At 60.4% G+C, this 21,732-nt stretch carries 18 protein-coding genes and 3 pseudogenes; 9 read left to right on the top strand and 12 right to left on the bottom strand.

Going from position 1 to position 21,732, the window contains the following annotated elements; all coding sequences use genetic code 11:
• Positions 1-429: 429 nt before the first annotated feature.
• Together H4V95_RS08450 and sigK are read right to left on the bottom strand one after the other, a co-directional pair.
• The gene (locus H4V95_RS08450; protein ID WP_209729865.1) at positions 430-666 is read right to left on the bottom strand and encodes a hypothetical protein; all 237 of its coding nucleotides are present in this window, start codon (positions 664-666) and stop codon (positions 430-432) included.
• A 302-nt stretch (positions 667-968) separates the two neighbouring features.
• On the bottom strand, positions 969-1,583 hold the full coding sequence (gene sigK / locus H4V95_RS08445; RefSeq protein ID WP_209729863.1) for an ECF RNA polymerase sigma factor SigK: 615 nt from the start codon (positions 1,581-1,583) through the stop codon (positions 969-971).
• Between the two features lie 441 nt (positions 1,584-2,024).
• On the opposite strand from sigK, the gene H4V95_RS08440 reads away from it, so the two are divergent.
• Both H4V95_RS08440 and H4V95_RS08435 read left to right on the top strand, forming a co-directional pair.
• Positions 2,025-2,225, top strand: coding sequence for a hypothetical protein (locus tag H4V95_RS08440; protein ID WP_209729861.1), 201 nt, complete (start codon positions 2,025-2,027; stop codon positions 2,223-2,225).
• A 9-nt stretch (positions 2,226-2,234) separates the two neighbouring features.
• On the top strand, positions 2,235-2,633 hold the full coding sequence (locus H4V95_RS08435; RefSeq protein WP_209729859.1) for an MMPL family transporter: 399 nt from the start codon (positions 2,235-2,237) through the stop codon (positions 2,631-2,633).
• A 252-nt stretch (positions 2,634-2,885) separates the two neighbouring features.
• On the opposite strand, the gene H4V95_RS08430 is transcribed toward H4V95_RS08435, so the two are convergent.
• Positions 2,886-3,839 carry a GlxA family transcriptional regulator gene (locus tag H4V95_RS08430; protein WP_209729857.1) on the bottom strand — a complete coding sequence of 318 codons (954 nt, stop codon included), beginning with the start codon at positions 3,837-3,839 and terminating at the stop codon, positions 2,886-2,888.
• Between the two features lie 359 nt (positions 3,840-4,198).
• On the opposite strand from H4V95_RS08430, the gene H4V95_RS08425 reads away from it, so the two are divergent.
• Positions 4,199-4,903 carry a cyclase family protein gene (locus tag H4V95_RS08425; protein ID WP_209729855.1) on the top strand — a complete coding sequence of 235 codons (705 nt, stop codon included), beginning with the start codon at positions 4,199-4,201 and terminating at the stop codon, positions 4,901-4,903.
• Positions 4,904-5,045: 142 nt separating this feature from the next.
• On the opposite strand, the gene H4V95_RS18635 is transcribed toward H4V95_RS08425, so the two are convergent.
• Entirely contained in the window at positions 5,046-5,168 is a 123-nt protein-coding gene (locus H4V95_RS18635) for a hypothetical protein (RefSeq protein ID WP_281064524.1), read from the bottom strand.
• 420 nt (positions 5,169-5,588) lie between these two features.
• Between H4V95_RS18635 and H4V95_RS08420 the strand changes: the two genes are divergently transcribed.
• Both H4V95_RS08420 and H4V95_RS08415 read left to right on the top strand, forming a co-directional pair.
• A complete protein-coding gene (locus H4V95_RS08420) occupies positions 5,589-5,804 on the top strand; it encodes an AsnC family protein (protein ID WP_209729853.1) in 216 nt (71 codons plus the stop codon).
• A 444-nt stretch (positions 5,805-6,248) separates the two neighbouring features.
• Positions 6,249-7,223 carry a serine hydrolase domain-containing protein gene (locus H4V95_RS08415; protein ID WP_312883981.1) on the top strand — a complete coding sequence of 325 codons (975 nt, stop codon included), beginning with the start codon at positions 6,249-6,251 and terminating at the stop codon, positions 7,221-7,223.
• 209 nt (positions 7,224-7,432) lie between these two features.
• On the opposite strand, the pseudogene H4V95_RS08410 reads toward H4V95_RS08415, so the two are convergent.
• Positions 7,433-8,706: pseudogene (locus H4V95_RS08410) on the bottom strand (IS110 family transposase).
• Positions 8,707-8,867: 161 nt separating this feature from the next.
• On the opposite strand from H4V95_RS08410, the gene H4V95_RS08405 reads away from it, so the two are divergent.
• Positions 8,868-10,015, top strand: a protein-coding gene (locus H4V95_RS08405) for an IS3 family transposase (protein ID WP_209729851.1) whose coding sequence is annotated in 2 segments (ribosomal slippage) — positions 8,868-9,132 and positions 9,132-10,015 — 1,149 coding nt in all. Because the reading frame shifts where the segments join, the coding sequence is not laid out codon by codon here.
• A 611-nt stretch (positions 10,016-10,626) separates the two neighbouring features.
• Here the strand turns inward: H4V95_RS08405 and H4V95_RS08400 are convergent.
• A complete protein-coding gene (locus tag H4V95_RS08400) occupies positions 10,627-11,013 on the bottom strand; it encodes a TipAS antibiotic-recognition domain-containing protein (protein ID WP_209729849.1) in 387 nt (128 codons plus the stop codon).
• Positions 11,014-11,075: 62 nt separating this feature from the next.
• A complete protein-coding gene (locus H4V95_RS08395; RefSeq protein WP_209729847.1) occupies positions 11,076-11,417 on the bottom strand; it encodes a hypothetical protein in 342 nt (113 codons plus the stop codon).
• A gap of 945 nt (positions 11,418-12,362) precedes the next feature.
• Here H4V95_RS08395 and H4V95_RS18320 point away from each other — a divergent pair.
• Positions 12,363-13,057, top strand: a pseudogene (locus H4V95_RS18320) (transposase); the annotation flags it as partial.
• Positions 13,058-13,092: 35 nt separating this feature from the next.
• On the opposite strand, the gene H4V95_RS08380 reads toward H4V95_RS18320, so the two are convergent.
• On the bottom strand, positions 13,093-14,103 hold the full coding sequence (locus H4V95_RS08380; protein WP_245346027.1) for an IS30 family transposase: 1,011 nt from the start codon (positions 14,101-14,103) through the stop codon (positions 13,093-13,095).
• 591 nt (positions 14,104-14,694) lie between these two features.
• Here H4V95_RS08380 and H4V95_RS18935 point away from each other — a divergent pair.
• Positions 14,695-15,174 (top strand): annotated as a pseudogene (locus H4V95_RS18935) (IS3 family transposase); the annotation flags it as partial.
• Between the two features lie 103 nt (positions 15,175-15,277).
• Here the strand turns inward: H4V95_RS18935 and H4V95_RS08370 are convergent.
• From H4V95_RS08370 to H4V95_RS08355, 4 genes are all read right to left on the bottom strand, one after another.
• Positions 15,278-16,461, bottom strand: a protein-coding gene (locus tag H4V95_RS08370; RefSeq protein ID WP_209729841.1) for an IS3 family transposase whose coding sequence is annotated in 2 segments (ribosomal slippage) — positions 15,278-16,200 and positions 16,200-16,461 — 1,185 coding nt in all. Because the reading frame shifts where the segments join, the coding sequence is not laid out codon by codon here.
• 716 nt (positions 16,462-17,177) lie between these two features.
• Positions 17,178-17,453, bottom strand: coding sequence for a hypothetical protein (locus tag H4V95_RS08365; RefSeq protein WP_209729839.1), 276 nt, complete (start codon positions 17,451-17,453; stop codon positions 17,178-17,180).
• A gap of 260 nt (positions 17,454-17,713) precedes the next feature.
• The gene (locus tag H4V95_RS08360) at positions 17,714-19,336 is read right to left on the bottom strand and encodes a serine hydrolase (protein WP_209729837.1); all 1,623 of its coding nucleotides are present in this window, start codon (positions 19,334-19,336) and stop codon (positions 17,714-17,716) included.
• Positions 19,333-20,664, bottom strand: a complete 1,332-nt coding sequence (locus tag H4V95_RS08355) for an alpha/beta fold hydrolase (RefSeq protein WP_209729835.1) — start codon at positions 20,662-20,664, stop codon at positions 19,333-19,335. The genes H4V95_RS08360 and H4V95_RS08355 overlap by 4 nt, the downstream gene beginning before the upstream one ends.
• A 414-nt stretch (positions 20,665-21,078) precedes the next feature.
• Here H4V95_RS08355 and H4V95_RS08350 point away from each other — a divergent pair, with 414 nt between their 5' ends.
• On the top strand, positions 21,079-21,720 hold the full coding sequence (locus H4V95_RS08350; protein WP_209729833.1) for a recombinase family protein: 642 nt from the start codon (positions 21,079-21,081) through the stop codon (positions 21,718-21,720).
• Positions 21,721-21,732: the final 12 nt, after the last annotated feature.

The following is a 21,732-nucleotide window of genomic DNA, read 5'->3' as shown; positions in this document are numbered from 1 at the left end:
GCCGACCGACCCCGAGCAGGAAAAGCAGTCTCGACGTGATGGACGTGGAACCATCACCGACCACCGCCACCGGTCAGCGGCAACAATGTCGTACCCACATGCCAGAATCAACACCATCAGGCAGCCAGTAAGCCCCGATCACACCGACGAGACCGCCTCATGAAAGATCGAGGCTAGGGGTGGCTTGTGAAAAAGTGAAATATGCGACGTTAGCGCGAATATTCACCAGAAATCAGCCGTCGGCCGGGGCGACCGGGCCGGTTTGTAGCCAAGAAGTCCTTCGCCAATTTGGTGTGTCGCGAAGGGAGGTACCCCTTGCGATGGTGCGTACGCCGCGGCAACCGTTACACGGCGAGCCCTTGTATTCCTTGGGCTGTGAGGGGTCTCAAACGGTCTTGCGAACGATGGTTATCGATCGGGAGTAGTGGGTTACAGCGGGTCGCCCGTTTCGTGGGGTGGTTGTGCTGTGACCAGGTCTCGTCGGTTGAGCTCGGTAGTGAGTTCTTCTAGGCGTCCTTCAGTTTCAGGTTCAGGATTTGAATCGAGGTATTCAGCGTCCAGTTCACGGCGAACCTTGCTGTTGAGCACTTCCACCTCGGTGTCATCCAGGATGGTTAGGTCCGCCGGAAATAGCTCTTCTGGCGTGATCCTACTGTTGTGGTCCATCGGTTCTACTTTCTACTGCACGCGTTCGGGAAAGGGCGTGGTGAGCGGATTGCGGGCTTCATCTAGTTGATCGTCTATGGCCACTAAGTCACGTATTGCTGCGCTGAGTAGTCGTTGTGTGTTTGGTGTGATGTGCGCGCTGGGGTCGCAGATCGAATCGGTGTTTACACATCCTGCCAAGAAGCTAAGCACGGTGCGTGCCAGGTGGGCGCGGGCTGACTGAAGATCGGCGAGCCGTCGTGCCGGTTCTTCCATCGAGGGGGTCTGCTCGATGTTTGCTGTCTGGTTTTGAAGGAGAGGGGTCACTTGGTTGGGCCCTCGTCTAGGCAGGTTCTCAGGTGTTTGAGTCCGTCTCGGATTCTGGTTTTGATGGTCGGTAGCGGGATGGACAGACGTTCGGCGACTTCACGGTAGGTCAGGCCGTTGTAGTAGGCGAGGCTGATTGCTTCTCGTTGGGCGGCAGAGAGGCTTCCCAGGCAGGCGGTGACGGATTGGGCTTCTATTCTGGTGGTAACGGTTTCGGCTACGACGTCGTAGTCCGGGCTGTGGTTCGCGACACCCCAGAGCGCGTCCCGGTCGGTTCTGGCTTGTTCTGAGCGGACTTTATCAACGGCTCGGCGGTGGGTGATGGTCATCAGCCAGGCCATGGGATTACCGATTGTGGGGTTGTATTTGTGGGCGTCCTGCCAGACGATGAGGAAGATTTCCTGGGTGGCGTCGTGGGCTATCTCAGCGTCGACGGTGACCCGGCGCGCAAGACCATAGACCCGGTGAGATGTGAGTTGGTAGAACGTGGTGAAAGCATCCCGGTCTCCTTCGCCCGCACGGTGAAGAAGCTCGGCTAGTGGTTTGTGATCTGCCTGAAAGTTCACTCCGGCGGATCTACGTTCGGACGCGTTCAAAATCAGCTGATCCATAGCCTTGTGTGGTGTATGGGGATCGGATCTGCGTAGTCGGCGGTGTTGAAGTGTGCGCCGTCGTGTCTGTTCATAACGAGTGCCCTTTGGTGGTAGCTCGCCGTGCGGTCAGACGGAAAGTGTCGTAAACAGCGAAAAACGGTAACCGAGGCCGTCCTTTGATCAAGATACCGTATTGCGTTTCGGATGGTGACTGGGATGAATGAAACGGCAGAAGGGACGAGCCTGTTGACGGCCGCAAACGATCGTTAGCGAGACACTTCCAACCCGGTGTTGGAAACCGCGGAATCAAGCGCCTTATTTTGTAACGCTTTCCGTGTACTCGACAATGTAACGCCCAACCCGGTTAGTGATACATTTTGATGATGCGAATCGGATATGTCAGATATGTGGGCACGAGACATGTCCGTTAGTCAATTTGTCTCATGCCGACAGCAATGTATGGAAGGGGACTACAAGCTCATCTCTGACGGCTTTGGGGCGGGTGCGAACGGCCCGTCTTCAGTGGCGGCCGCGGTGCCGGAGGGGATCAACGCGGAGACAGCTGTGGCCGCCCTGGCTCAAGAGTTCGCCGAGGCTGAGTACGTCTCGGCTGTGAATCCAGCAGGTATTAGCGACGACGGGACCTCTGCCATCGAGTAGGTCATCCCGGTGGACGGCGTCCTGTTTGGCCTGGCCATTGATTACCAGATGTTCGTGGTGTCCGGCATGCGTGAATCCTATATTCAGAGCGGCGACGCGCGCCGCGCTAGTCCGGATGGCTACAGCCATGGAGCACGGGTCGTTATCGGCGCTGCAATCATCATGATGGCCGTTTTTGGTGGATTCGTTTTCTCTGAGGTCCCGAACATCTCTGCCAACGGGTTCGCCCTTGCGGTCGGTATTTGTCGAAGCTTTCATTGTCAGCATGACTCTCCTCCCTGCATTCATGCATCTCTTCGGCCGCGCTGCCTGATGGTGTGCGGACTGGCTGTCACGCATCCTTCCAGACCTCGACGTCGAAGGCAGCAACCTGGCTCGTCCAAAGAGCTGGGACCGAAAAGCGACTGAACCCGAACGGGGGCTCATAGAGGTCGGAATCCGCTGACTTAGGGAACCTCCGGGAGCCATTATGGTTCTTGGGAGTTCCACTGCCTTGATGTTCGAGGCGCAGCAATTGGTTGGTATTCTCAGCGAGCAAGCACCCTTTACAGCGACCGGGCTGTAGAGCGGCCCTTGCAGGTACTGGAGTGCAGCGAAGACGGACCAACCGATAAGGAACCTGTGGTCACCCGGCTCAGGCCACTGCCAAATAGGTAAGGTTTACGCCGGTGCAGCTTGCCGGTTCCTACCTTGATAGAGGCGGCGGTAGCTCGAGGGCGTCGTATTGAGTTTTCGGGTAAAGTGAAGGCGAAAATTCGCGGTCGTTCCCAGACCTGTCTTGGATGCAATAGCACTCACTGTTAGATCGGTGGTCTCTAGGAGCCGACAGGCTTCAGCTATGCGTTGATCGTTCAACCATTTCAGGGGCGTCGTTCCTGCTTCGGCGGTGAATTTGCGGGTGAAGCTTCTGGATGCCCAACCTGCATGGTCAGCCATTTCGTCTACTGTGAGCGGTTGAGTCAGGTTCTGCCTAGCCCACTCGCACGTGTCGGAGAAGAGAGTTAGGGGAGCGGCTACTGGTCTTTCCATGAATTGGACCTGACCTCCTTCGCGATGCGGGGCCACGACCATCCGCCGCGCAATACTATTCGCCGCTTCGGTCCCGAAATCCTTACGAACCAAATGAAGGCATAGATCGATGCCTGCTGCGACGCCGGCGCTGGTGCTGACGTTCCCTTGGTCTACGTACAGAACGTCCGCATCGACGGTAATCTCCGGGTACAGGGTTTGAAGGCGGGCGGCGTTTCTCCAGTGGGTGGTTGCTCGTTTACCGTCCAGAAGGCCTGATGCTGCAAGAGCAAAAGCGCCCGTACACACCGACACAACGCGGGCTCCATTGGCCGCGGCTTGACGGAGCGCTTGGCAGACTTCGGCCGGAGGATCATTGAGTGGTTCATAGCCTGGTACCACGATGGTGTCCGCGGACAGAAGGGCATCCAGCCCATCAGCGGCCTGGATGGAGTATCCAGAAGTCGTAGGCACCAGACCCGGCTGCGCTGCGCAGACTCGGAAAGAATAGCGACTCCGTTCGTCCACGTGACCGAAAACCTGCGCTGGAATGGCGAGGTCAAAAGCAACCACATCAGGCAGTGCCAAAGCTACGACTCGGTGCATAGGGCCACTGTACTGGCCCCACATCAAGTGAGCAGAATCCTTTCGTTACCGGACATTTCTGCCATGCACTCTCGACTTCAACGAGTGACAGCATGTTTTCATGATGGTTTTTGGCAGGCAGAAGACGGCGGGGGCCGTCCAGCGGTTGATCCTGCATGGCCGTCGGCAGCCTAGCCCGACGCCCAGTCCCCCGAGTTCATCGGGCGTTCACCACTGCAGCGGTGGTCACGGTGGTGCGGAGCTCATTGTCGTACCAGTGACGCGCTCGAGGGTCGGTAGCGACGAGTCTTTCCCGTTCCATGCACGAGAACGGCCTCTATGCTTTTGCAGCTATTCACCGCTTTGAAAGGTAAGAACTGATGCCAACACCCAGCTCAAGTGCACCGTCCTTTGAGCGTCCCGCCCGCCGGGTGGTTGACCTGAGCCATACGATCGCCGCAGGGGCGGTAACCTATCCGGGATTACCAGCGCCCACGATCGCGTCGTATCTATCACGTGAGCAATCACCGACCCGGTTCTCCCCCGGCTCGGAGTTCACGCTCGACACGATCACAATGATCGGCAACACGGGCACCTACATCGACAGCCCGTTTCACTGCTTCTCAGGCGGGGCCGACCTCGCAGGACTGGAACTCAGAACACTTGTCGGCCTAGACGCCGAGGTGGTCCACGTACCCCTGGGCTCTGGACGTGGTATACACGCCGGAGCCTTCCGGAAACGGGACCTGAAGGGGAAGGCAGTTCTCCTCCATACCGGCTGGGATCGACACTTCGGCACTGCTGCATACGCGACCGGCGCTCCCTTTTTGTCCGAGGAGGGTGCAGGTTTCCTGGCCGATGCGGGCGTAACTTTGGTCGGCATCGACTCCCTCAACATTGATGACAAGGATTCCGGGGGTGACCGGCCAGCCCACAGCATTCTGCTGGGCGCTGGGATCCATATTGTCGAACACCTCACCAACCTCGCCAATCTGCCGGAGAGGGGCTCTCGCTTCACAGCGGTCCCACCGAAAATCATCGATTTCGGCACTTTCCCAGTTCGAGCCTTCGCAGAAATGGGATGACGTCGGTCCGCGACCGCTTTCGCTTGTCCCGTGGATCGTTGCAAAGAGCACCCGAGTTGCGGACTGGTCGCTCGAGGGCGAGGGGCGACTGACAGGAACCCGGCCCCATGTTCGGTGATTAGAGAGGGACGTCATGGCAGACCTAGGAGGTGAAGCCAATGTTGAACCAGCGGGTGGTTGCTGGAATTAGTGAGTCGTTGGCACGGTTGGAGCCGAGACGGGCAGCGAAAGCAGCGAGAAATCCCCAGCTCACTATAGTCGTCATTATCTTTGTGCTGCCACTGGCGTTCCTGGCAACACGGGCGACACGGGAGCAAACGAGCAGCGCCAAGACGCCCCAATACTGAGAACAGGACGTAGCTGCCAGCGGCGCATCCTCTGATCGAACCCACCGCACAGTCAGCCCCAAAACCTCACCTCGATCCACCTCCGAACGCCGAAAGATGCTGTAAAGGCTCAGATGAGCGTCGTTGTGCCCCTGTGGCGCCGTTGTGCCGGGTGATCGCCCGACCCCCGGTGCTCGAGCGTCGTACATTCGGCGCCGATACTGGTGGATCACTGCGGGGGGCGGGGTCGTGATGAGACTATCGCGGCCGCCCTTGATTCAGCTGAGAGAAACACAAGCGCAGTGCAACTTCGGGTGCAGGATGGAGTGCCACCTCCATTCGTCAACTAGTATTGACGAATGGAGGTGGAGATGATGAAAACACTTGTTGCATCGATGGATAGCAAGGGGCCGGCCGAAGCTTTGCAGATCATTGCCGAGCTTCATCGGGAAGTGGCGCGCAGTGAAGCTGGTCTCGTCCGCAATGCTCGGCAGGCGGGCCTGTCATGGGAAGCTATTGCCCAGAGTCTGGGCGTGACCAAGCAGGCCGTCCATAAGAAGTACGGCAAACAGTAAACGTCGACCGTGGTCCCACTCGAAGCGCGGAGCTGCCCGGGTGCGTGCCTCCAGGCACCATCACGAACCGTCTCACCGGTCAATTCGACCCAAGGCCCCTGACCGAAGATGCACGGGCACGGGCCGGCCTCTGCTGCACTAAAAATCTGAGTTCATGACCTCGAAGCCGCCACGGCCGCCCAAGCGCTCCACCCCGAACCTCGAGACAGTCTCCACAGCAGAGCCGGAATTGGGACGGCATTCCCCTCGCCGCCGTTCCACGGCGTGTACTAGGAAACCCATGCAGATTTCCCCGACCGGAGGGTCAACCAAAGTTGACCCTCCGGTCGACGTCAACTATGGTTGACTCGGCGAGACCGTCAACCGTAGTTGACACCGACTGAAGGCCGGGCGGATTACGGTATTGAACGCACGTGCACTGCGCACCGAGAGGGGAAATTTGTTGTGAAGACTGACTGGACAGGGGACGCCGACCTTGTGCGCTCCGTGGAGCGCGCGTTCCGACCACATGCGGCAGCTGTGGCGGTCATATCTCCAGAGCGGGAGAGGACCGCGACGATCGGTGCAAGCCGTGGTTCTTTCTTCGAAATTGCGTCGATCTCAAAGGCGCTTACCGGCATGGCGTATCGAGACGCGACGGAGCGCGGCCTCGTCTCGCCGACGACAGTCCTTCGCGAACTACTCCCCCTTGAAGATCACGGGCAGGTTGGTTCCGTGAGCCTGGGTTCCCTGGCCATTCACCGCTCCGGCCTGCCCGGTCTGCCCCGGAGAATGCAACCGCTTCGTCGGAACCTGAGATTCCTGCTCCGGGGTGAGAACCCTTACGGTGATTCGCTGGTCGAGCTACTGGACCAGACACATGGCCTGCGCCTTGGTGCCCCCCGGCCCAAGTATTCGAACCTTGGTTTCCAATTACTCGGACACGCCGTCGCCAAAGCCGCCGGGAGCAGTTACGGACAACTCCTGCGGGACGTCCTTGGACCCGGCTTTTCAACCCCCTTCCACGCGGAGGACCTCGGCGAGGCGGACCTGACAGGATACGGTCGCTTCGGGCGCCCCATGGCGGCGTGGGTCGGGGAAGCCGTCGCGCCCGCGGGAGGCGTACGCGCGGACATCAGCACCATGCGTGGCTTCCTTCGTTCGGTTCTCGACGGCACAGCCCGGGGTCTCTCCGCGCTCGATCCCGTCGCCGAGTTCACCCCACGGGTCGGTATCGGCGCCGGGTGGATCACACTCGAGCACCGGGGCCGCCCGATTACCTGGCACAATGGCGCCAGTGGGGGCTTCAGCAGCTGGATCGGACTCGACCGGGAGGCCGGCACCGGCGTTGTAGTGCTCTCGGCGGTTCACAGGTCCGTCGACCGCCTGGGGTTCCGCCTCCTGACAGAATTCACTCCAACGTCGGAATCGACGAGCTGAATCCCCCGGCGGCGCCCCCTGCCCCGGGCTGCTGGTGTACCTTGGCGGCTGAAGGGGCCGAGGTACACCAGGCGGTGCCAGACCCTAGGCCAGCTGGAGGTCATTGCCGGGCATACGGTCGTGGTTTTGAACGATGGGCCAATCCGTGAGGAGTTGACCGAACTCAGGATCCCTGGACGAGCCCTGGCGCTCCGACGCGGGGGGTGCCTCTATGGTTTTCGCCAAGCGGCTGTGGCCGGTCGTGGTTCGTAGAAGGTTCCGTCTCTGAGCATGGCGAAGAGGGTGTCGCAGCGGCGGCGGGCGAGTGCAATGAGGGCTTGGTTATGTCTTTTACCTTCGGCCCGTTTTCGGTCGTAGTAGGCCCTGGATGGCGGGTCCTTGAGTGCCGCAAAAGCGGAGAGAAACAGGGCTCGTTTGAGGACCTTGTTTCCCTTCCGTGACGGGTGGTCCCCGCGGATGGATGTTCCGGACCGCCAGGTCACTGGGGCCAGTCCGGCGTAGGAAGCCAGATGTCCGGCGGAGGCGAAGTCTTTCCCGACGATCTCGGTCAGAATTCGCGCTGCGGTCCTGACACCGACCGCCGGGAGCGATGTCAGGACCGGGTGAAGAGGGTGGGCCTCCACGAGTGCTTCGACCTGGGCGAAGACCGTGTCCCGGGATTCTCTGATGTCGGCGAGCATCCTGGCCAGCTGGGTGGCACGATGGTTGCCGCGTTCGTTCCTACGACGGTGACTGTTTGCTGATCGAGGGCGGCGATGATGTCCGCGGCGAGGCGTTCACCCATGCGGGGCGCCTGCTTTGTTAGCCGGTTCCCGATCCGGCGTCGACCGGCGTGGCGTAACGCTTCGGGGGTAGGCCAGGTACGCAGCAGGTCCAACACGGCGGGGTGGTCCAGGCGTGGGCCAAGGACTCGTTCCAGGGCCGGATGGATCTGGGTCAGCAATCCTCGGATCCGGTTCGACGTGGCGGTGGCTTTAGCCAGGTCGTCGTCGAAGCCGCAAAGCATCGTCAGCTCGGCGAGCTGTTCGTCAGCGATCTGGATTGATCGCAGCGTGTGGGGCATAGATCGGGCGGCTTCGACGATGATGAACGCGTCGCGGGCGTCGGTTTTCGCTTCGCCCGGGTGCAGGTCAGCGATCCGGCGCATCCCCAATCCGGGTAGGTAGCCGACAGTGACGTCAGCGGCCTGGGCCACCCGACGGCGAGCCCCGATCGTGGCCGGCTGATCAACCACTAACAACAGGCTGCCGTGTCGTTTCAGCGCGTGGAGGATTTCGCGCAGCCGGGCCTCGTCATTGGGTAAGGCTTTATCGAAGAGTTTCTTCCCTGACCGGTCCAAAGCTACTGCGTGGTGTTCGCCTTTGCCGACGTCCAGGCCGATGAACGCGTCAATGCTTTCGTGATTGCCTTTTCCCCTGTTCCTCCTAGTCGCAGCACCTCATAGTTCAGTGCTGGACTGTCCCATGGTGTCAGAGCCCGGCATCCACGTTACGCACGACCTTCGAACTGTCCTGCCTCTATCAGCGGTCTCTCTGGCACCTACCAACCCCGGTGACAACACCCCTGGTTGGGTCCCCGGGTAGGAGTCCGGTGACTGTGTGAGTTTCGCATCCGATAATGGATGCAGGAGGAAATTCACAGATTATGGCACGTAGACATACCCCGGATCAGGTCATCGCGAAAGTGCGTCAGGGCCAGAAGATGCTCAACGACGGACGACCGATGATCGAGGTCATCAAAGAGTTACAGGTGACCGAGGCGACCTGGTATCGGTGGCTGCAGCAGTACGGGTCCGAGAAGAACGCCACCCAGGCCAAGGCCGTCAAGGACCTCGAGAAGGAGAACGCGCGACTGAAGAAGCTGTTAGCCGATCAGGTCCTGGCCAATGACATTTTGAATGAGGTGGCGCGGGGAAAATTCTGAGCCCCGAACCACGTCACCGCGCCGTTCGTATGGCGCAGGAGAAGTTCGGGGCGTCCGAGAGGTTCGCCTGCAAGGTGTTGGGGCAGAACCGGTCAGCGCTGCGCAAAGGCCGACCCGTGGTCAGCTTTGAAGAGGCACAGTTGCGCTCTGATCTGCGCGCCGTTGCCGGCAAGTATCCGGCGTGGGGGTGGCGCAAGGCGCGCTGGCACCTGCTCGAGCAACCGCAGTGGGACGGCGTGGCGCTGAACAAGAAGCGCGTCCGCCGGCTCTGGCGGGCCGAAGGACTCACGTGCAAGCCCAAGGCGCGCAAGAAGCGCCGCACCGGTCCCGGCTCCGGCGAGCACAAGCGCCTGCGGGCCGAGTACCCGATGCACGTGGTCAGCTTCGACTTCCAATCCGACGTGACTTCCTGCGGTCGGCATATCCGGTTCTTCAACGTCATCGATGAATACACCCGCACCGCCCTGGCCATCATCCCGAGACGGTCCTTCACTGCGACCGATGTGGTCGCGGCACTGGAGGACATCATCGCCGAAACCGGCATCGTGCCGACCTATGTGCGCTCGGACAATGGTCCGGAGTTCACCGCCGCCGCGCTGATCGACTGGTGTGCCACCGCCGGAGTCGATACCGCGTTCATCGACCCGGGATCGCCCTGGCAGAACGGATTCGCCGAATCATTCAACGCCCAATTCAGGAGGGAACAACTCGCCGGAGAAATCATGGACACGATGGCCGAGGCGAAATACTTGGCCGACGAATGGAAAGAGATCTACAATAATGAACGGCCCCACGGATCCCTCGACGGACTGACACCGTCAAGACACTGGGAACGCTGGACCGCAGAGAACCAATTAGCTATCACATAGCCACTGGACTGCTAACGGGGGCCCAACCACCCCCCCCGGATCATGGATGACTGGGGGCGGCAATCATGCCGGGGCCAGCAGGCCAGCACACCCATATCCTGCAACAGAAACGGGTTACGAAAAAGGTAACGGGGGCGACTGCTTCACCAACCCATGCGGGCAGGGGACATCCGAAGCGACTGGATCCTGTCAAGTCCACCTCCTCGAGGTCCTCCGCGTGGAATGGGGATGAAAACCCGGGCCCAATGATGCCCTGCAGAAGCTGTTCGTTACTGCTTCCGGTGGCTAAAGGTGAGCTGAAGCACTACCAGTTCGAAGAAGCCCTCACTCGTTTCACCCAGACTCCGCCGAGACGACGAACTCGCAGGATTCCGCGTCGGACTCACATTGCCCCAACAATGCTCACCTCCCAAAGGCCCCTTTGATCAGCAGCGCACCGAGCCTACGAGGGAGCATGGTTGAGGTGAGAACCAGACGGTGATCATCCGGCAGGGCCATAGTGAATTCGCTCATCCTGCCGACCATAGGCCACGAATGCGGCCGGACATCCACGAGCTAAGGTACCCCATTGTCGATTCGTTCCGGGGAGCTTCGGCCAGCGACGGCTTGTTCTAGAGCCGGTGCTGGGCGTAGGCAGCCATGGCGTAGACCAAGAACTCGACCATGTCCTTGTGGTAGCCGTTGTGGAAGGCGTTCATGTCCTCGTTCTCGCGGTAGAACAAAGCCATGCCGATGTAGGCTTCCGGGCTTGGTGTGTAGAACCGGCAGGCGATTTGGTAGTGCCGGTGGATCAGGTCCTGGGTGGACTGATCGTCGGGGCTGCGCTGTTCGAGGCCCTCGGCGAGTTCGCGATAGATCGCGTCCCAGTCGGCGTGGACCTTGTCCCGGTCAACGTGGGCCCATCCGTTGGTCGCGGCGAGACTGGTGGCTTGTTCTTTGGCGAGGGCGTCGCGGCTGGTCTGGAGGTAGGTTGTGGTGAGTTTGCTATTTCCGGTCATTGTGGTCCTTTCGGGGACTTTGGGGGTTTTTGATTGTGAATCGGCAAGCATGTCCGGATGCATCATTCGTAGCGGAGGGCGTCGCTGGTGTTTTGCCGTGCTGCCATGCGGGAAGGGAGGGGTCCCAAGGCACACTTCTGCGGCCGGTCCGTGAACCTCACCGACAACACAGCTACCAGGGCCCATCCCACCGCGAAGCCCAGCAGGAAACCCCCAGTCACGCCGCTCTCCGTCGCCGCGATGAAGGGAGCCACATCCAGCAGGAGCGCGGCGACGACCCATGCCATCAAGGCGCCGGCTACCAGCGAGGCAATGTGGCCCTTGCCTAAGGGATCAGAGCCGAGGGGACTACCGGGCCCCCTCGGAGCGGCCGCTGTCGTCTTCTGCGCCCTGGAAATCATCATGCGATCATGCTGTCATTCGCCAGCAGTGGAAGCGCAATGTAAAAACACCTAGTACGAAAAGGATTCTGCCACATCCCGGCCAGCCGGATGACGACGGGTGTCGCATGTAGCGGCCGGATGCCCTGAGAGTCGATGACTTAGAAGAAGTTGTTCCCGACGAAAGATTTGTTTCGACGCACATGAAGTCCTGCGCGAGGACCGAAGCGCTCGAAGCAGTAAGGTCCTTGACGAAATCAGCTGAGCATTTGAGTGACCTACGGGGTATGGTGAAAAACTACAAAAGGCCCTGATTCGGTGTCACGAAGGACTTTGGACGACGAGGTTCGCGCCGTCAATGCCTATCTCAGCCACCTTTCTTCAGCATCAAAGCACCCAACCGCCGGAGTTTGAGATTTCATACTTAGCTGCCCCGTCAGCCTCGTACAGCTCGCTCGCGCTTTGTGCATGAACTCATCGCAACAGCACAGTTCATAGTGATTATGGATACAAAGATATATAGATTATCTGCGTCGCTTTGCTGGGGAACGTGTCTACCCTGACGGACAGCTTCTCAGCCGCTTTTATATACGACGGGACTATCGCACTTTTGGGTGCACTTGCAGCCCTTCTGACACAAGGAAAGAGTAAGCGGATTCGTGACTATCTGGAAGCCACCTTGATTTCCCGCAAACCGATGCAACCACAACTTTCGTAACGGGATCAGCCATACTGCAGCAGTCCCAACCCGTGATGGGGTGGCCCGGCTTTGCCGGCTCCCAGCCCAGCCCTACTTCCCAGCCCTACTTCCAGCAATCCGATTGCTTCATCTACAAGCTCCGAAGTAAGTGACTATCAGACTCACCCGGTGACAGCACACACACATCTCGCCTCGCAAAAGGGACTGCTGAAGGTTTGGTTGACTCCTGACCTGTGAGGATTAACCTCGCGGGTGGAAGGATGTTCATCATGCCTAAAGCCTTTCCCGAAGAGTTCCGCCGCGACGTGGTCGCGGTCGCCCGTAAGGGCGAAGCACCCCTGTCCACGATCGCTAAGGACTTCGGTGTCTCCTCGGCTGCCCTGCACCGGTGGCTGAAGAAAGCCGACGAAGAAGACGACCCCAAAGCCAAAGCAGCGAAGGAAGAATCAGTAGAGCTGCGCGAGGCCAGGAAACGGATCAAACTCCTGGAACAAGAAGCCGAAGTGATGCGCAGAGCCGTCGCTTACCTTTCCCGGGACGTCAACCCAAAATGATCTACCCGCTGGTCCGCGAACTGGCCGCTGACGGTGTCCCCGTCACGGTGACCTGCCGGGTATTGAACTTCTCCAAACAAGCCTTCTACAAATGGAAGGCCAACCCCGTCTCGACCCGGGACTGGGAAGAGGTGCACCTGATCAACGCCGCAATCGACGTGCACGCTGATGACCCCGCGTTCGGGTACCGATTCATCACCGACGAACTCAACGCCGGCAACGTTCTGGCGGCCAGTGAACGTCGGATCTGGCGGCTCTGCTCGACCAACGGGATCCTCTCGGTCATCCACCGCAAACGAGTCGGTGGACGCAAGGCCGGGCCGCCGGTCCACGATGACCTGCTGCAACGGGATTTCACCGCTGACGCCGCGGATACCAGGTGGGTTACCGACATCACCGAACACCCCACCGCTTGAATTCTAGGCATCGTCGCAACACCGGCTCGCTATGTGAGTTCCAGTAAAGCATGCAGTCGCTCTGCCGGGGTGTCCCAGTCCAGGGACTTGCGTGGGCGCTCGTTGAGTTCAGCAGCAACTGCTCGAAGATCTTCCGCTGTGTGGGTCGAGAGACTCGTGCTCTTGGGGAAGTACTGGCGCAACAAGCCGTTGGTGTTCTCGTTGCTGCCGCGCTGCCAGGGGCTTCCGGCATCGCAGAAATAGACGTTCATGTCGGTCGCGACTTGAAACGAGACGTGTTCGGACATCTCGGCGCCCTGGTCCCAAGTTAGCGATCGACGTAAGGCATCAGGCAGTTGGATCACTGTCTTCACCAGCCCGTCGCGCACGGTTTCAGCGGTGTGGTCATGCTCGAGGTGCACGAGCGAGACGAATCTGCTGGAGCGTTCAACAAGAGTTCCGATCGCCGATTGGTTCAGGGTGCCGGTAATGAGATCACCTTCCCAATGCCCGGGCACTGCCCGATCGTCGGCCTCGGCTGGGCGCTCAGCGATGGAAATCATGGGATCCATGAAACGTCGGGTTCGATGGGCGGAATCACGGCGGGGTTTCCTTCTCGTCCGCCCGCGGCGCATCGAGGCTGCTATCTCTCGCTTGAGTGCGCCCTGACCCTGAATGTAGATCGCTTGATAGACCGTCTCGGTACTCACCCGCATCCTCCGATCCTCGGGGAACTCCTTCACCATCCGGTGGCTGATCTGTTCCGGTGACCACCGCTTCCGAAGCTTCACCTCAACATAGGCGCGCAAAGCCCCATCGTCGAGTTTGCGGGACCTGGGCCGCGGCCGGCGTGCTGCAGCGGTACGGTGCGCCGCGTAAGGTAGGTAACCAATCGTTGGGGACGCGTTGCGCTCTAACTCTCGACTGATCGTCGACGGGCTGCGACCCAACACCCGGCTGACGGCACGCATCGACTGGCCGCTCCTGCGGAGATCGTGGATCTGCTCGCGTTCAACCAGGCTGAGGTAGCGGGCATTGACAACGGTCTCGAGGCGCACCAAATCAACTGGTGTCCCTCGTGTGTAGGTGGTGCGCGGTGACTTCACATTTGCCAGTATCGCCGCTTGGTTGTAGCGGACCACACGCCCGTCCGGGTAGCGGCGTCCGCCAGTGATCTGGGTGATGCCCTTGTCCCAGTCTGCCGCGGTCCGTTTGTCGACCTGGACTTCGCTGGCCGCCGCGGTCCGACTTACCCCGGCAGCTCGGAGATCGAGAAACCGTGCCCGCTGGGCGCGGGTATCCGTGCCTGTGAAGATCCCGGCCTGATGCGCCCATTTGTAGCAGGTGACCCGGACAAAGCCGAGTTCCTTCGCCACCCTCGACACGTTCCCGCTAATCTTCAGCCGTCGGAAGAACTCAGCCTTGTCTGCAGCCGTATACGACCGGTTTTTCACGCGAAGTGTGGACAGCTGCGCCTCGCGGCGCCACCGGTAACAAGAATCGACGCTCAGCCCGAGCTCGGCTGCGACAGCACGAATCGTGCCCCCACGATCCAAACGATGAAAGAACTCCTCCCGCTCCTTCGCCATGTACTGCAGGTTCCGCTTTCCACGAGGTCGACCGACCACAACATGCTCCCTAAATTTCAGGGTGTTGCGACGATGCCTAGAATTCAAGCCGGTGAGGGCAAGCTCTACCTCTGCGCCATCAAAGACCTGCACTCGAACCGGATCGTGGGCTACTCCATCGACGGGCGGATGAAGGCTTCCCTCGCGGTCGCGGCGCTGGCCCACGCCGTGGCGCTCAGGGCCCCTTCCGCGACCGTGGTCCACTCCGACAGGGGCAGCCAATTCAGGTCTAGGAAGTTCGTTTCCGCGCTGCACGCCAACGGGCTGACCGGCTCGATGGGCAGGGTCGGCGCGTGCGGCGATAACGCAGCAATAGAATCGTTCTTTTCGCTACTGCAAAAGAACGTGCTGAACCGGAAAAGGTGGGAAACCCGCCAAGAATTACGGCTGGCAATCATCACCTGGATCGAACGCACCTACCACCGCCGACGCCGGCAGAAAGCCCTCGGTAAACTAACCCCGATCGAGTTTGAGACAATCAACAACGTGGCGCTAGCCGCCTAAGAAACTATCAATCCCACGAGTCAACCAAACCGTGGGCAGTCCCAAAGTAGGTGTATGTCTGAGCTGCTGCGGGGATTTCGGACAGCGGAATTAGTGGATTCTTCTACGCTGCCAAGGTTGGCTGTTGATAACCATAGTGGACTTCGTTGGGCCGCCGGTAACCGAGCGCGGAGTGACGGCGCCGGCTGTTGTAAAACCCTTCGATGTAGCGAATGACGTCGTTGCGGGCCTGGGATTTGGTGGCGTAAACGGTCCGGTAGACGCGTTCGTTTTTCAGGGCTGAGAAGAACGATTCGGCCATGCTGTTGTCCCAGCACACACCGGTGCGTCCCATCGAGGATCGCATGCCCAGACCGATCACCAGGGCCCTGAAATCGGTCGAGGTGTAGACGCTGCCCCGGTCGGAGTGCCAGATTGCGGCCGGCTCGATCCGGGTGGTGGCGGCGGCGTTCTTGAGTGCGTCGGCGACGAGTTCGGTGCGCATGTGATCGGCGATGGACCAGCCGACAACTTTCTTGGAGTAGCAGTCGATGACGGTGGCGAGGTAGACGAATCCCTGCCAGGTGTGGATGTAGGTGATGTCGCCGACGAACTTCACCCCGGGGCGGTCGGCGGTGAAGTCGCGCTTGACGAGGTCGGGCATGCCCGCGGCCGCGTCGGCGTCAGCTTCGGTGGTGATCCGGAACGGGCGTGGCTGACAGGCCACCAGGCCTTCGTAGCGCATGATCTGCCGCACCAACTCGGGAGAGCACTCGGTCTTTTCCGCGGCGAGATCGGCGTGGATGCGCCGGTACCCGTAGGTCCCCTCGGAGTCCTCGAAGTAGTGCTGGATCCGGGCGGTCAGGGCCTCGCGTCGGGCCGCTGTGGCCGATTGCGGACGGGTGGCCCAGTGATAGAAACCGGACGTCGAGACGGCCAACCAGCGGCACATTCTCACCACCGAATTCAGATTGGCCCGCTCAGCTTTTTGGGAATCGATGAATTCATACTTGCTCACTACCGCTGCTCCCGCGCGAAGTAAGCGCTGGCTTTTTTCAAGAACGCAGTCTCCGCCCGCAGCTCTTGAACTTCACGCTCGAGCTCCTTCAGCCTTGCCCGTTCCGTTACCGTCAGATCCGTCTCCGTGCCGCCGTTGGCCTCGCGGTACTTGATCAACCAGTTGCGGAGCGTCTCAGGGCCGACACCGTACGCGGTGGCCACGTCCTTAATCGGCTTGGAAGTATTGATCACCTCGCGGCACAGCTCGTCCTTGAACTCCTGGGTAAATCGTCTACGTGATGCGGTCATGCTGATCTCTACTTTCGGTAGACCCTCATTTTATGAGGGCCCACTGTCCGAAATCCCCGCGGCAGCCCAGTCGCTTTGCGACGGAGCACACACATCGACTTTAGAGGCCGTACGTATGCATCTACTGGGGATAGCGATGGTCGTGCGCCTGCAAGAGCCCGTGAATGGTGGCAAGCATGTCATCGAGGGATGTTTGCATCCAACGGAGTGCGTTTAGGTCGTCCTCGTACAGTCCATTGTGACGGATATGCTCGAGTGCCTGGGTGTTAGTAGTAAGGCAGAGCGCTACCAACTGGAGTGCCCGAGTATACTGAATTCCCTGGTCGGCCTGAGTCTTTTTTTGGGAATATCCATGTTCCTTTCTCTCATCAATGCAGGAGAGATGCTGGTCCAAGAACTTCACGGTATGGTGCTCAATTCTGCTGAGTCTTTTCTTTGGTGTTGCTTGATCTAACGTGCTGATCTTTAGTCCATTGTGACGGCGCGTGCTTATCCCCTTAACAATTCAGCTCGCACCGACGAACCGACGTTGAAGGATGCTCCCACGGCGAGCAGGCACGCAAGCGAAGCCTGAGTCGTGACACGGAACGAGCACGCGAAGTGCTGTGACGAGATGCAGCCCTTCGGGGCGATGACGAGTCGTCCTAATAGCGCTTGTTCTTGGAGATCGCAGTCCAGTCTCCTGGGGACTACGCGGGATCACCCATCGGTACTTACTACCTAAGGAGAATTACTGTAAGAATCGTCGCGGCGACGAAGTCGACAGTGACGCAGAACGGTGGCCACCACCGTGTGTTACGTACGAATTGCGTGCGGTGTTGCCACAGGTCCTTCAGTCCGTGCGCGGTCAGCGAGGCGACTATGATCCATGCTGATCCCGTGATCGCTGTTGCAGCGACCACGACGAAGGCTGCGGCGACTCCAATTTCGATCAGGAGCACGCGGATACGCCCGTCGGCCACAGCAAATCCGATATAGGCCGAGGCGATCACGGCAAGAGCCAAAGCATAGACTGCGGACGGTGGGAGCCACCATGCGGCCAGCGGTGCGGCGGTTTGCCCTACTCCGACGACTGCTCCCCAAACTATGGCGGCCGTTGGCACGTCTGTCGGTGAACGGGTCGGTCGTGGCGTGGCTCGAACTTCATTGGGTGGCATATGGCTCTTCCCTATCGATGCGGTGTGGGCCTAGGTTGTTGAACCCATCGGCGAGCAAGTTAGCCATCGTGGGGTTATGCGTTTAGGTGGTGGTGCTACATAGGCGGCGGCACTGGTCGCCCCGCCGTTGCCGGGTGTTTCGAAGCGCGCCTGCGTTGATGCAGGCGCAACACTCGAGTGCTCAGAACGATGAGCGCAGCCAGTCCTGTGGAAAGGACGAAGATCACCAGGGCCGGCCAGCCGTAGGCGGCGGCGACCCAGGTCACCTCCCGGCCGTAAGCCAGCTCGGCTAGGCGCGGAAACGCCGCGCATAGCCCCACTACCGCAACAAACGGGACAGTGCTTAGCGCCAAGCGTGTCCGGGATGCACCGCTCCTACTGGCCCAGCGCCGTGAAAGCATTGTAAGTCGAGCTCCTAGAGCCACGCCGACGACGGTGAGCAGGGCAAGAATTGCATTCATAACGTTGGTGCGTGTCAACGTATCGCTCGGTGGGACGTCAGCGCCTTCAATAAGGTCGATGACGCGGGAGATGATGGCTGATTGCTCGTCCAAGAATGCAGTGCTGCTATTGAACAGCAACGCGACACCGATGTCGTCGGAAGGCAACAGCACCTGAAAAGCGCTAAACGTGAGCAAGTTGCCGCTGTGTTCCAGACGAGTCGGTGCCGCGACTGGTCCGTCCGTATCCCAACCGAGAGCGTACCCGTTTGGTGCGCTCGGGGTGTGCATCGAAATCAGCCCTTGCTTAGATAAAATACGGCTGCCGTCGGCAGACATCCCGTAATTCGTTTGCACCGCAAGCCACCGAGCCATGTCGGAGGCCGTACTGACCACGCCCCCGGACCCCGCAGCAAATAGACCTGGCCCCCGCATCCCGACTGGCGTCCCGTACAGTGCGACATGCCCGTCTGCGAGCCCTTCGACTCGTTCGTTGTCCGTTTTCGTCGTGACACTTGAGATCATTCCGATGGGTTGGAAAACGTGGCGTTGAAGATAGTGTTCGAATGTCTCTCCACTGACGACCTCCACGAGGCGTGCGGCGATTTCGTAGTTCGGGTTGTGATAGTTCCACTGGGCTCCGGGCATGGCGACGAGGTCCACAGCGGTGAGGGCCGCAGTTGCCTCGGCGAGAGTGTCCGGCTGGTTGCGACTGAGATCGGGACTGGTGCTGTCGGCAAGTCCTGTCGTGTGGTCGAGCAGTTGCCGGACGGTGATGTCGGACCCGCGCGGGTCGTTCAAGCGGAACTCAGGGAGATGTGCGATAACCGGGTCGTCCAGCGAGACCAGACCGGCGTCGACGAGCTGGAGTACCGCCAGTGATGTGAACGACTTGCTCAACGACGCGATCCGGAACGGGGTGTCGCCCGTTACCGGCCGTCCCTGTGAGTCATGGCCGAACCCACGGACGTGCACTACCCGATCACCTTGCGTAATTGCCACAGCAAGACCCGGGATCGCTGCCGAGCGCATCTGGTTTTCGAGAAACCCGTCGATCGCAGCAATGTCCAGGGTGTCCGGCGCGCCCGCGTGAGCTCTCGTGGTCGAAAACGTCAGTGCAACGCAGATCAGTACACCAATTACGACTAGCCACATCCCCGCTCTTTGCCAGCCGGTGCCGGATAAACGGTAATCCTTTACTCGTAAATGACTGCCCGACTCGGAAACTCGTTCGCGTTCTCTGTCATTCCTATGGGTGTATGTTTTGAGGCCATTCACTGCAGGCCCTCTTCATTCCGTACTGCTGTCACGGCGTCGAGGATGCCCCGGGCGGTCTCCGCGGCGTCCTGGTCATCGTCGAGCAAGGACCCGTGCGTGGCGCCGATGACGGTACGGTGCAGTGTGTTGGTCGACAGAGTGGCGAGGGCGTTTTGAGATGAAGTCCACCCGGGTCTGGTGCCGCTACCCGCCGTCAGGACCACCAGCGGCTTGTCCGCAAAGGTCTTCAGGGCGGCGCCCTGCTGGACCGAGGACCCCGCGACGAGGTATTCGTCCACCGTGCTCCGCAGATGGTCGCCCGATTCCACCCCGAGGAGTGGGCCGATACCGAACCGTCCTGCGGCGCCGACCAATGCGGAGAGACGACGCGTGGTGTCATCGGGTCGCGCGGGCTCTGCGGTGTCGGGTGCCGGGTCGGACGCCGGGGCGGTCGAGTCCACCAACACCAGCCCCGCAACCTCCTCCGGATAGCGGGCAGCGAAGGTAAGCGCGTAGAGGCCGCCGAAGGAATGACCGGCTATCACGTACGGTCCAGACTCGTCGCCGCGCTCCAAGAGCGTGTGCAGGTCGGCGGCGATCTGCGCGCCGTCCTGCGGGGCGGTTGCCGGATCACTCGACCCGCGCCCTGCCCGGTCATAAACGCACACCCGGGTGTCACTGGCCACGGTCGGGGCGATCAGGGCGAGGTCCGAAGACGTCAGACCCGCACCGGGTTCGATCACCACGGTAGGGCTGCCCGAGCCGGTACAGTCCAGGTACAGGCGGTGGCCGCCGACGTCGATCAACCGCCCCTGCCCCGGAGAGGTCCCGGCCGTGAGGGCTCCGCGCACGGTCTCGTACCCGCTCGCCAGTGACGCGAGGACAAGCAACGCGAGCACGGGATAGAGCAGTACGCGCGCGCTCCGGTTGAGCAGCTGCCGGCGGATCCTGACGATCATCCAGACCACGAGCACCAGCAGGGCAGGAGGCCACACCCAGGCGAGTGCCTCCTGCAGCGGGGCGCCGAACACCGCCAGGACTAGGCCGCCCAACCCCAGGAACAATGCGGGAGCTGCGGCCCACCGCTGCGGCTGGTCCGTGAATCGGACGGACAGCACCGCCAGCAGGGCCCACCCTAGGGAGGACCCCAGCAGGATGCCCCCGGTCACGCCGCTCTCCGTCGCGGGGATGAAGGGGGCCGCCGCCAGCAGGAGGGCGGCGAGGAAACCGGCCATGAGTGCGCCGGCGACCACCCAGCTGAGGCGCCCCCGCCCGGGACCAACGCCACGCGGACGATCCTGCCCTAAAGGAACGGCAGCCGTCATTCTTTTCCAACCGGAAATCACCATGCTGTCATTTTGTCATTTACCGGTAGGTGCGGGGCATAACAAAAACGCCTCATATGAAAAGGATCCTGCTCGCTGGTGCATTCGTTAGTTCAGTGGCCCCATGCACCGAGTCGTCGCTTTGGCACTGCCGCGTGCCGTCGCTTTTGACCTTGCCATTCCAGCCCAGGTTTTTGGCCACGTGGATGGACCGGAAACGGTACTCCTTCCGGGTCTGCGCAGCCCAGCCTGGATTGGTGCTCACCACATGTGAAGCAATCCACGGCCTTATTAGGCGCGTCCCACTTCCTTAGAAGTGGAACACTCTTAGCAATCACGCTTTCCCCGTAATGTATGCGGCATTTGCTGTTCCACAACTAATTCCATAAATAGGTCCCAAATGGTGCGTACGGAACTGACATCCGGTACGGTGGGCAGATGGATCTCGGCTACGCCCGTGTCTCGACAGCCAAACAGGACCTCGATCGGCAAATAGATGCGCTCCGAGCTGTAGGGATTGCTCGTGAGCGCATTTACGTGGATAAGAAATCTGGGTCAACTACCAACAGGGTAGGACTCAACACAGCATTGGCCTACGCCCGCGATGGAGATGTCATCGTAGTACACACCCTCGACCGCCTCGGCCGCGCCGTCCGCGATACCCTGAACATGATTCACGATCTGGCCCAACGGGGCATTGGGGTGCGTAACCTAGCCGATCCCATCAGGGTGGATTCGGCTAAACCGGATGACCCAATGTCGCAACTAGCGCTGGTCATGCTGGCGTTGTTCGGGCAAATGGAGCGAACCTACGCTATTGAGCGCGCATCTCATGCCCGGTCGGTGGCTACGAGCCAAGGCAAAAGAGTGGGCAGGCCCTCCGTTGTCGATCCGTCCAAGCTTGCCTATGCCGCACACTTACGCGACGCCGGACGGTCAATCACCGAAATTGTCGACGAGACAGGAATCACTCGATCGAGCTTGTACAGGCACCTGCCGCCAAGACCCCCTGAATCGGTGATGGCCGACGGGTCGTTGGTGTCATTGCGTGAAGAGGACTCGACGCAGAACGCTGAATAGCGGGTCGTCAAC

The sequence above is a fragment of the Arthrobacter sp. CAN_C5 genome, from assembly GCF_017875735.1.
GTDB lineage: Bacteria > Actinomycetota > Actinomycetes > Actinomycetales > Micrococcaceae > Arthrobacter_D.
The sequence above is the reverse complement of the archived record's forward strand: the minus strand, read 5'-3'. Positions and strand labels throughout refer to the sequence as shown.